This window comes from Streptomyces sp. NPDC057137 (assembly GCF_042670825.1).
In the GTDB taxonomy this organism is placed as follows: Bacteria; Actinomycetota; Actinomycetes; order Streptomycetales; family Streptomycetaceae; genus Streptomyces.
The window spans coordinates 1-10,422 of the sequence record NZ_JBHUUW010000063.1 but is presented as its reverse complement, the minus strand read 5'-3'; the positions used below and the strand labels follow the sequence as shown (position 1 = coordinate 10,422).

Sequence of the window (10,422 nt, the reverse complement as noted above, 5' to 3'; positions counted from 1 at the left end):
CGGTGTTTCAAGGAGGACGACGTCCATGTCGAGCAGTGAAGTGCAGCCGATCCCCGCTGCCCGCCCGGTCATCGGGGAAGAAGAGATCGAGGCCGCGGTCCGCGTACTGCGTACCGGCCGGGTCGTCCAGGGCCCCGAGGTGGCCGCGTTCGAAGAGGGCTTCGCCGAGCTTGTCGCCGGCCGCCACTGCGTGGCCGTGAACTCCGGCACGTCGGCGCTCCACCTGCTGCTCCTCGCCCTCGGCATCGGCCCGGGTGACGAGGTCATCGTGCCGTCGTTCTCGTTCGCCGCCTCCGCCAACGCGGTACGGCTCGTCGGCGCCGACGTCGTCTTCGCCGACATCGAGCCCGGCAACTTCGGACTCGACCCGGCCGCCGTCGAGGCCGCGATCACCCCGCGCACCGCCGCGATCATGCCGGTCCACCTGTACGGCAACCCGGCCTCGATGGACAAGCTGATGCCCATCGCTGACAAGCACAAGCTCGCCGTCGTGGAGGACGCCTGCCAGGCGCACGCCGCGTCGCTGCACGGCACGCCGGTCGGCGCCTTCGGCTCCGGCGGCACCTTCAGCTTCTACCCGACGAAGAACATGCACTCGCTCGAAGGCGGCATGATCTCCACCGGCGACGCCGAGGTCGCCCGCACCCTGCGCCTGCTGCGCAACCAGGGCATGGAGCAGCGGTACGCGAACGAGATCGTCGGCGCCAACATGCGCCTCACCGACGTGGCCGCCGCCATCGGCCGCGTACAGCTCGGCAAGCTGCCCGGCTGGACCGAGCAGCGCCGGGCCAACGCCGCGTACCTGACCGAGAACATCACCGCGCCCGGTGTGGTGACGCCCCCGGTCGCCGACGGCGCGTACCACGTCTACCACCAGTACACCGTCCGGATCACCGGTGACCGCGACGCCGCGATGGCCAAGCTCACCGAGGCCGGCGTCGGCAACGCCGTGTACTACCCGACTCCCATCCACCGGCTGCGGCCGTTCTGGGAGCCGGACCAGAAGGCCGGACGCAACTGGGATCTGCCGGAGACCGAGCGGGCGGCCGCCGAGGTCGTCTCGCTGCCGGTGCACCCCTCGCTGTCCAAGTCCGAGCTGGAGCGAATCGTTTCCGCCGTGAACGAGCTGGGAGAGAAGCTGTGACCACTGGGGGACTGCGCGCCGGCCTGATCGGCCTGGGCTCGATGGGGCGCCACCACGCACGCGTACTGGCCGGTCTCGACGGCGTCTCGCTCGTCGGGGTCGTCGACCCGCTCGGCGACAAGAACGGACTGGCGCAGGGCGCGCCCGTCCTCGACACCGTCGAGGAACTGCTCGCGATCGGCGTCGACTACGCCGTCATCGCCTGCCCGACCGCCCTGCACGAGGAGGTCGGCCTCCAGCTCGCCGAGGCCGGGGTGAGCGCGCTCATCGAGAAGCCCCTCGCCGACACCGTCGAGGGCGCGCGCCGTCTGGTCGAGGCCTTCGAGTCGCGCGACCTGGTCGCCGGCGTCGGCCACATCGAGCGCTGCAACCCGGCGCTGCGCAGCCTCCGCACCCGGCTGGAGGCCGGTGAACTCGGTGACGTGTACCAGGTGGTGACGCGCCGTCAGGGCCCGTTCCCGCACCGCATCGCCGATGTCGGCGTCGTCAAGGACCTCGCCACCCACGACATCGACCTGACCGGCTGGGTGACCGGCCAGACGTACACCTCGATCTCCGCCCACACGGTCTCCAAGAGCGGCCGCCCGCACGAGGACATGGTCTCCGCCGTGGGCCGGCTCTCCGACGGCACGATGGTCAACCACCTGGTCAACTGGCTGAGCCCGCTCAAGGAGCGCTTCACGTCGGTCACCGGCGAGCGCGGCTGCTTCATCGCCGACACGCTCACCGCCGACCTGACCTTCTACTCCAACGCGGCGGTGACCACCGAGTGGGAGGCGCTGCGCGCGTTCCGCGGCGTGGCCGAGGGCGACATGATCCGCTACGCCATCCCCAAGCGCGAGCCGCTGCTGGTGGAGCACGAGCTGTTCCGGGACGCCGTACTGGGCGAGTCGCACGACATCTGCACGCTGCGGCAGGGGCTGCGCACGGTCGAGGTGGCGGCGTCCCTGCTGGAGTCGGCCGCGAACGGCATGACCGTCCGGCTCGACACGGAATACGTCCCCGGCTGAAACCTCGACGCCTTCGGTTCCCTCTAACGGGTTACCCGCCGCTTTTCCTTGACGCCCTCGACGGGCGGGAGGACGGGGGCGGAGTCCCGGGGGCCGCACCGGACCGCGCAGGTCCGCGCAGGTCCGCACCAGCTTCCTCAAGTGACCGGTTCAGAAAGGCAGTTGATGGATACGCAGAGTGTCGGTGGTGACATGACCGGCAAGGGGCGCATCGTCATGCTCGTCGACAACAAGGTCGACGGCGACTCGCGGGTACAGAAGGCGGCCGAGTCCGCGGCGGCCGCCGGCTGGGACGTCACCCTGCTCGGGCTGGTCCGCACCGGCAAGGGCCGCAGCTGGAAGCTCGGCGACGCGGAGGTCCGGCTGCTGCCGCTGAAGGCTCCGCTCGCCAAGCGCCACGCCGAACGTCACCGCTCCCTGCTGCGCCGCCCGCTCGCCTACCCGCCCGGCCCGATCGCCGCGTACCGGCGGCAATGGGCCAAGGCGTGGCGCGCGGACGTCGCGACCCGCCGTGCCGCGCTCAAGGTGGCACCGGGGGCGGTCGGCACCCCGCTGTTCCGCCAGGTCGAAGGCGTACGCCTGCGGGTGGCCGGACCGGTCTCCAACATCGTGCAGCGCTGGGTCGGGCTCCGGTCGCGGCACAGCAAGGCGGCCCAGCAGGCCGGCCGCCGGCTGCGCGGTCCGCTGGACCGGCTGTTCACCGCGTCCTGGACCGCGGTCAAGGGCAAGCGCGCCTGGCGCAGGCTCGAACCCGCCCTGTGGGACTACGAGCTGACGTACGGCCCGGAGATCGACGCGCTCAAGCCCGACCTCATCCACGCCAACGACTTCCGCATGCTGGGCGTCGGCGCGCGGGCCACGGTCCGGGCGAGGGCCGCCGGCCGGTCGGTGAAGCTGGTCTGGGACGCGCACGAGTTCCTGCCCGGAGTGCGCCCGTGGGAGGACAACGCCCACTGGATCCCGGGCAACACGGCGCACGAGAGCGAGTACGCGCCGTACGCCGACGCGGTGGTCACGGTCTCGGAGGGGCTCTCCGACCTGCTGATCGAGCGGCACGGGCTGACGGAGCGGCCGACGGTGGTGCTGAACGCGCCGGACCGCCCGGCGGACGCCGAGGCGCACGCGGTCACCCGCGTCGCCGTGGACACCGACGGCGAGCCGGAGCCGACGCCGGACCTGCGTGAGCTGTGCGGCATCGGCCCCGACGTCCCGCTGATCGTCTACAGCGGCTCACCGGGCCCGCAGCGCGGCCTCGGCGACCTGGTCGAGACGCTGCCGAAGCTCGACGGCGTCCACATCGCGTTCGTGGTGCCCAACCCGACGTCCCCCTACATGCAGACCCTGCTGGCGCGCGCCGCCGAGCTGGGCGCGGGCGACCGGCTGCACACGGTGCCGTACGTGCCGCACTGGCAGGTCGTGCGCTTCCTGTCGGCCGCGAACGCGGGGTGCATCCCGATCCACCACTGGCCGAACCACGAGATCGCGCTGATCACGAAGTTCTTCGAGTACTCGCACGCGCGGCTGCCGCTGGTCGTGAGCGACGTGAAGACGATGTCCGAGGTCACCCGGTCCACCGGCCAGGGCGAGGTCTTCACCGCCCAGGACATAGACGACCTGGCCCGCGCGATAAAGCAGGTCCTGGCCGACCCGGAACCGTACCGGGCCGCGTACGAGAAGCCGGGGCTGCTGGACGCGTGGACGTGGGAGGCGCAGGCGGAGGCGCTCGACGGGCTGTACACCTCACTGGTCCCGAACCGGAAGAAGCCGGAGCCCAGACGATGACGACGATCCCCGACGTCACGGTTGTGGTGGCCGTGTACAACACGATGCCCGCCCTCACCGAGTGTCTCGACTCGCTGGTCGGGCAGACCATCGGCCACGACCGGATGGAGATCATCGCGGTCGACGACGGTTCCACCGACGGCAGCGGGGAGGAGCTGGACCGCTACGCCGCGCTCCACCCCGGCACGGTCAAGGTCCTGCACCAGGCCAACTCGGGCGGCCCGGCGGGCCCCAGCAACCGCGCTCTCGACGAGGCGTCCGGCCGTTTCGTGTTCTTCACCGGCGCGGACGACTATCTGGGTCCCGAAGCGCTGGAACGCATGGTCGCGATGGCCGACCGCAACGAGTCGGACGTCGTCATCGGCAAGATGGTGGCGGTGGGGGACCGGTCGGTGCCTCGCGCGGTCTTCCGGAGCACCGAGGACAAGATCGAACTGGTCGGCTCGGGCGCGCTGTACGCGATCTCCAACACCAAGCTCTACCGGCGGGCCCTGGTCGAGAAGCACGGCATGCGCTTCTCCGAGGGCCTGCCCGTCAGCAGCGACATGCCTTTCACGCTGGAGGCGTACGTGCACGCCACGACCGTCTCGGTCGTGGCGGACTACGACTGCTACTACGCGGTACGGCGGCCGGACGACAGCAACATCACCTACCGGGCCAGGTTCGAGGACCGGTTGCAGGTCTGCCGGCACGTTCTCGACCTGCTGGACCGGCTCGCCGGCCCGGGTGAGCTGTACGACGAGTTCGCGCTCAGGCTGCTGAAGGTGGACCTGGCCTGGATCTTCGGCGAGAACTACCTCGCCATGGATCCGGTGAGGCGCGAGGAGTGCGTTCGGGCGACGGCCGACTTCCTGGAGGAGTACTACAAAGCCCTGTTCGTACGGGTGCAGGACCGAGTCGCCGTTCCCCAGCGGCTCCGCTTCCACTGGATCTTCCGGCGGGACACCCGGGCGCTCACGGAACTGGTCCGCGCCGATACGGCGGGTGGTGCCCTGCCGCCGACCTACCTCGACGGTGGTCGCGCCTACGCCGCGTACCCCGGCTTCCGGGCGTCGGACGACGAGGCGGCACTCCGGGCGTTCCAGCTGCTCGGCCCCATCACCGGCCGACTCGGCGACGGCACGCGGCTGTTGGCCGCCGAGTGGGAACAGCGGGACGGCAAAGACCTGTTCCTCGCCGTCACGGTGCGGATTCCGGTCCTGGGCGACACGGGCTCGGCCGTGGTACGTCTCCGGGCCGGCGCCCTGCCCAAGAGCGTGGGGAACAGCAGGCGGCTGCCCTCGGACGCCAAACTTCCGGCGCCGGTGGGCGAGTTCGTCCGCACCCCGGCACCGGACGGCACCGGCACTGTGCTCACCGCCCGCATTCCCCTGCCGCCCGTCAGGACCAAACTCGGCGCCCGCGTCTACGTGGACGTCGCCGGCTCCACGTACGAGATCCCGGTCCGTACCCGCGGCCTGCCGATGCCGCTCGCCAGGCGCTGGGGCGACGCCGTCCCGTACCGGGCGTCGGCCAATGTGAATCCCAAGGGGCGACTGGTGATCACCACGGCTCCGCTGTGGGAGCCGACACCATCCTTCCGCGCGCGGGTACGAAGCCTGCTGCCCCGGTTCAAGAGGAAAGTAATCCGATGAATATCTGTGTAGTCGCGCTCGGCAAGATCGGCCTGCCGCTCGCCGTGCAGTTCGCCGTCAAGGGCCACCGCGTCTTCGGCGCCGACGTCAACGAGAAGGTCGTCGAGCTGGTCAACGCCGGTACGGAGCCCTTCCCCGGTGAGCACGACCTCGACGTCAAACTCAAGCAGACCGTCGACGCCGGGCTGCTCACGGCCACCACCGCCGCCGCCGCCGCCGTCGCGCAGTCCGACGCCGTCGTGGTCGTCGTCCCGCTCTTCGTGGACGCCGACGGCGTGCCCGACTTCGGCTGGATGGACTCCGCGACGAAGGCGATCGCCAAGGGCCTGAAGCCCGGCACCCTCGTCAGCTACGAGACCACCCTGCCCGTCGGCACCACCCGCACCCGCTGGGCGCCGATGCTCCAGGAGGGCTCGGGGCTCACCCCCGGCGAGGACTTCCACCTCGTCTTCTCGCCCGAACGCGTCCTGACCGGCCGGGTGTTCGCGGATCTGCGCCGCTACCCCAAGCTCGTCGGCGGCATCGACGAGGCGTCGGCCAAGCACGGCGTCGACTTCTACGAGGCCGTGCTCGACTTCGACGTACGCGAGGACCTGCCGCGTGAGAACGGCGTCTGGGACCTCGGCACCGCCGAGGCCTCCGAGCTGGCGAAGCTCGCCGAGACCACGTACCGCGACGTCAACATCGGCCTGGCGAACCAGTTCGCGCGCTTCGCCGACCAGAACGACATCGACATCAAGAAGGTCATCGAGGCCTGCAACAGCCAGCCGTACAGCCACATCCACCAGCCCGGCATCGCCGTCGGCGGCCACTGCATCCCGATCTACCCGCGGATGTACCTGTGGAACGACCCGGCGGCGACCGTCGTGCGCTCGGCGCGCGAGGCGAACGCGGCGATGCCCGAGTACGCGGTGGACCTGCTGGCCGCGGCGTACGGCGACCTGACCGGCGTGGCCGTGCTCGTGCTGGGCGCGGCCTACCGCGGCGGCGTCAAGGAGACGGCGTTCTCGGGCGTCTTCCCGACGGTCGAGGCGCTGCGGGCGCGCGGCGCCGTGCCGTACGTCTCCGACCCGATGTACACGTCCGAGGAGCTGACCGCGCACGGCCTGCCCCCGCACGAGGGCGAGAAGGTCACGGCCGCGGTGCTCCAGGCGGACCACGTCGAGTACCGCGACCTGAAGCCGGCCGACCTGCCGGACGTCACGGTGCTGGTCGACGGCCGCCGTACCACCGACCCGGATGCCTGGCGCGGCGTACGCCGCGTCGTCATCGGCGGCTGAGCGTTGAGCAGAGGAACGAGAGACATGCCAGAGCGTCGCCCCGGACGAGTCGTGATGCTCGTCGACAACACCATCGACGGTGACTCACGGGTCCAGAAGCACGCACGGTCGATGGCGGACGCGGGGTGGGAGGTCCATCTCATAGGCCGCGCGCCGGCGACCGGCCCCGACACCTACCTGCTCGGTGAGGCGCGGATCCACCGGCTGACGCTCCGGCGGCTGCCCCCGCGCAAGTCGCTGCGTCGCCGGGTGACGGGTGTCCGCTATCCGCTGGCGTACGAGAGCCAGGACAAGGCGCTGCTCAAGAACCGCCGTATCAAGGTCGACTGGGCGGAGTTGGAGGTGCGCGGTGCGGGCACCGCCGCCCGTACCGGTATCGCGAAGCCGCCGAGCACCAAGCAACTGCCGCTCATCGCGGCGCGGTTGGCGGGCAAGGTCAGGCGCACCACGATCCAGGCCAGGACCCGTCAGACGAAGGCGGCCGCCGCTGCCTGGGGTGACAAGAACGGTGCGCTGGAGGGCCTGGAGATGGCCTTCTGGGGCGCCACGATGGGGGACAGGGCGTGGCGGCGGCTGGATCCGCTGCCGCTGCGCTACGAGTTGAGCTACCGCGACAAGATCGAGGAGCTGCAGCCCGATCTGATCCACGCCCATGACTACCGCATGATCGGTGTCGCGGCGCGGGCCGGGGTGCGGGCCCGCGCGGCGGGCCGTGACGTACGGGTCGTGTACGACGCGCACGAGTTCGTGCCCGGACTCGCGCAGGCCACCCCCTCGAAGAAGTGGCTCACCTCGCAGGTCGCCTACGAGCGTGAGCACATTCCCTACGTCGACGCGGTGGTCACGGTGTCGCCGGCGCTGGCGGAGATGCTGGAGACCTCGCACGGTCTCAACGAGCGGCCCGTCGTCACCCTCAACGCGCCGCCGAAGCTGGTGCCGGGCGAGGACGAGTCCTCGGACTGGACCACGGAGGGCGGTGCCAGGGACGTACGCGAGGCGTGCGGGCTCGGGCCCGACACCCCCCTCACCGTGTACTGCGGCGGGGCGGCGCCGCAGCGCTGTCTGCACACGATCGTGGAGTCGCTGGCGTTCTCGGAGGACGTGCACGCCGCCTTCATGATCAACAACCTGGACGGCGAGTACGTGCGCTCGCTGCGGGAGCAGGCGGAGAGCATCGGCGCCACGGACCGCGTGCACTTCATGCCGTACGTGCCGTACGACGTGCTGGTGCGGTTCCTGTCGACGGCGGACGTGGGCATCCACCCGCTGCGCAAGGGGCCGGTGAACCACGAAGTCGCCCTGAGTACCAAGTTCTTCGAGTTCATGCAGGCGCGGCTGCCCGTGGTGGTCAGCGATGTGAAGGCCATGTCGGACGAGGTCAACCGGGTCGGCAACGGTGAGGTCTTCCGCTCCGAGGACGGCAAGGACCTGGCGCGGGCGGTGGGGGCGGTGCTGAGCGACCGGGACCGCTACACCGCGCCGTACGACCGGCCGGGCATGCTCGACGAGTGGAGCTGGGAAGCGCAGGCGGAGAAGTATGTGGCGCTGTACGAGCGGCTGTTGAAGCATCTCGGCTGAGCGGGCTGAGCCGGCTGTTCGCCGTACGAGTGAGGGCCCACCCGCGTGCGGGTGGGCCCTCACTCGTACAACCGCTGTGCCTGTCAGGCGTGGACGGCCTGGGCCGCCTGGGCCGCCTGGGCGGGGATCGCCGCCCGGTCCTTGGCCTGCTCCATCAGCTCGACGACGCGTCGCGCGGCCGTTCCGTCACCGTACGGGGCGCCGTGCGGGGCCGTCGGGGCCGACCGTACGGCCAGCGCCGCCCACTTCTCGGGGGCCAGCTCGTGCGGGTCCGGGACCAGATGGTTCCAGCCGTCCTCAAGGGTCTCGACCCACTCCGTCTCGGGACGGATGGTGGTGCAGACCCGGTCCAGGAGGTACGCCTCCTTCTGCAGGCCGCCGGAGTCCGTCACCACACCGGCCGACGCGAGGACGCCGGCGACGAGACCCGCGTACGGAAGCGGCCGGCCCACTCGTACCGAGCCCTGGTTCAGCTCGATGCCGTGCAACTGCGCCTTGGCCACCAGTCGCGGGTGCGCCAACAGCGCCACCGGAAGCGGCAGTTCGCCGAGCGCCTTGAGGATCGCGGCGAGCCTGGCGGGGTCGTCGGTGTTGTCCGGGCGGTGCAGGGTGGCGAGCAGGAACGGCGCGTTGGGATCGATCCCCTCCGGCAGCGCCGGGGCCGGGTGCTCACCGGCGAGCACGGCGTCGCGGATCCGCAGGCAGATGTCGACCATGACGTCGCCGGCCAGCTGCGCGCGCGGGGCGAGGCCCTCGTTGGCGAGGTGGCGCATGGCCTCGGCGGTGGGGGCCAGCAGCAGATCGGCGCAGTGGTCGGTGAGGACGCGGTTGTGCTCCTCGGGCATCCGGCGGTTGAACGACCGCAGTCCCGCCTCCAGATGGGCGACCGGGAAGTGCTGCTTCACCGCGGAGAGCGCGCCGGCGATGGTGGAGTTGGTGTCTCCGTAGACCAGTACCCAGTCGGGCCGCTCGGCTTCGAGGACCGGGTCGAGGGCGGAGAGTACGGCCCCGGTCTGGACGCCGTGGCTGCCGGAGCCGACGCCCAGATGGACGTCCGGGTCGGGTATCCCGAGTCCGGAGAAGAAGACGTCCGAGAGGTCGGCGTCGTAGTGCTGTCCGGTGTGGACGATGACGTGCTGATGCTCGGTCCGCGCGAACGCCGCGGCGATGGGCGCGAGTTTGACCAGCTGTGGACGGGCACCGACGATGCTGATGACTTTCATCGAACACTCTTCTGCAAGGCCACCGTGGGTGGCGGTCTGGTGTGTGACGGGTTCTGCGTGTGCGTGCGGTTCAGAGGGCGGGCGCGCCCCGCTCGGCCAGGACGCCGTCCTTCTCGTCGTGCAGCGCGCCGGTCCTGGGGCACTCCCACACGCCGGGCTCCCCGTCCCGCGCCACGAGCTTCACGCCCGCCCGCCCGACCCAGCCGATCCGACGGGCCGGAACGCCCACGACCAGCCCGAAGTCCGGCACGTCCTGCGTGACGACGGCGCCGGCGGCGATCATCGCCCAGCGGCCGATCCGCACGGGCGCGACGCAGACCGACCGGGCGCCCAGCGAGGCACCCTCGGCGATCTTCACGCCGACGGCCTCCCAGTCGGAGCCGCGCTTCAGCTTGCCGTCGGGATCCACGGAGCGGGGGTTCAGGTCATTGGTGAGGACGACGGCGGGGCCGATGAACACACCGTCGGCCAGCTCTGCGGGCTCGTACACCAGCGCGTAATTCTGGATCTTGACGTTGTCACCGATCCGGACCCCGGTCCCGACATAGGCACCACGCCCGACGACGCAGTTCTCGCCCAGGCGCGCGTTCTCCCGGATCTGCGCGAGCTCCCAGACGCTGCTGCCGTCACCGACCACCGCGGTCTCGTCGACCTGGGCGGTTGGCTGGACCCTGTAGTTCACGCTGGTGCCTTTCGGACTTTCCTGATACGTCATCGCCAGGTGAGCATAGCGTCGCTGTTCGAATGCGACGGCGATGGCCCGCCCCCAGT

General features: G+C 70.9%; 8 protein-coding genes. 6 read left to right on the top strand and 2 right to left on the bottom strand.

Annotation, left to right across the window (positions count from 1 at the left end; all coding sequences use genetic code 11):
- Positions 1-25 precede the first annotated feature (25 nt).
- The 6 genes from ACFT9I_RS32895 to ACFT9I_RS32870 all read left to right on the top strand — a co-directional run bounded on the left by ACFT9I_RS32895 (position 26) and on the right by ACFT9I_RS32870 (position 8,428).
- Complete coding sequence (locus tag ACFT9I_RS32895; RefSeq protein WP_382570405.1) at positions 26-1,144, top strand: DegT/DnrJ/EryC1/StrS family aminotransferase; 1,119 nt, start codon at positions 26-28, stop codon at positions 1,142-1,144.
- Complete coding sequence (locus tag ACFT9I_RS32890) at positions 1,141-2,154, top strand: Gfo/Idh/MocA family protein (RefSeq protein ID WP_382570403.1); 1,014 nt, start codon at positions 1,141-1,143, stop codon at positions 2,152-2,154. Before ACFT9I_RS32895 ends, ACFT9I_RS32890 begins: the two co-directional genes overlap by 4 nt.
- A gap of 165 nt (positions 2,155-2,319) precedes the next feature.
- A complete protein-coding gene (locus tag ACFT9I_RS32885) occupies positions 2,320-3,936 on the top strand; it encodes a glycosyltransferase family 4 protein (protein ID WP_382570400.1) in 1,617 nt (538 codons plus the stop codon).
- On the top strand, positions 3,933-5,570 hold the full coding sequence (locus ACFT9I_RS32880; RefSeq protein WP_382570398.1) for a glycosyltransferase family 2 protein: 1,638 nt from the start codon (positions 3,933-3,935) through the stop codon (positions 5,568-5,570). The genes ACFT9I_RS32885 and ACFT9I_RS32880 overlap by 4 nt, the downstream gene beginning before the upstream one ends.
- Complete coding sequence (locus ACFT9I_RS32875; RefSeq protein ID WP_382570396.1) at positions 5,567-6,850, top strand: nucleotide sugar dehydrogenase; 1,284 nt, start codon at positions 5,567-5,569, stop codon at positions 6,848-6,850. The genes ACFT9I_RS32880 and ACFT9I_RS32875 overlap by 4 nt, the downstream gene beginning before the upstream one ends.
- A gap of 24 nt (positions 6,851-6,874) precedes the next feature.
- On the top strand, positions 6,875-8,428 hold the full coding sequence (locus ACFT9I_RS32870) for a glycosyltransferase family 4 protein (RefSeq protein ID WP_382570393.1): 1,554 nt from the start codon (positions 6,875-6,877) through the stop codon (positions 8,426-8,428).
- 83 nt (positions 8,429-8,511) lie between these two features.
- Here the strand turns inward: ACFT9I_RS32870 and wecB are convergent, their stop codons facing one another.
- Both wecB and ACFT9I_RS32860 read right to left on the bottom strand, forming a co-directional pair.
- A complete protein-coding gene (gene wecB / locus ACFT9I_RS32865) occupies positions 8,512-9,651 on the bottom strand; it encodes a non-hydrolyzing UDP-N-acetylglucosamine 2-epimerase (RefSeq protein WP_382570390.1) in 1,140 nt (379 codons plus the stop codon).
- Positions 9,652-9,721: 70 nt separating this feature from the next.
- Positions 9,722-10,333, bottom strand: coding sequence for an acyltransferase (locus ACFT9I_RS32860; RefSeq protein ID WP_382570387.1), 612 nt, complete (start codon positions 10,331-10,333; stop codon positions 9,722-9,724).
- Between the last annotated feature and the right edge of the window lie 89 nt (positions 10,334-10,422).

Bases quoted from the DNA above. Each gene is read 5' to 3' on its own strand.
- ACFT9I_RS32875 (WP_382570396.1), top strand. From the start codon at position 5,567: ATGAATATCTGTGTAGTCGCGCTCGGCAAGATCGGCCTGCCGCTCGCC.
- ACFT9I_RS32895 (WP_382570405.1), top strand. From the start codon at position 26: ATGTCGAGCAGTGAAGTGCAGCCGATCCCCGCTGCCCGCCCGGTCATC.
- ACFT9I_RS32880 (WP_382570398.1), top strand. From the start codon at position 3,933: ATGACGACGATCCCCGACGTCACGGTTGTGGTGGCCGTGTACAACACG.
- wecB (WP_382570390.1), bottom strand. From the start codon at position 9,651: ATGAAAGTCATCAGCATCGTCGGTGCCCGTCCACAGCTGGTCAAACTC.
- ACFT9I_RS32870 (WP_382570393.1), top strand. From the start codon at position 6,875: ATGCCAGAGCGTCGCCCCGGACGAGTCGTGATGCTCGTCGACAACACC.
- ACFT9I_RS32885 (WP_382570400.1), top strand. From the start codon at position 2,320: ATGGATACGCAGAGTGTCGGTGGTGACATGACCGGCAAGGGGCGCATC.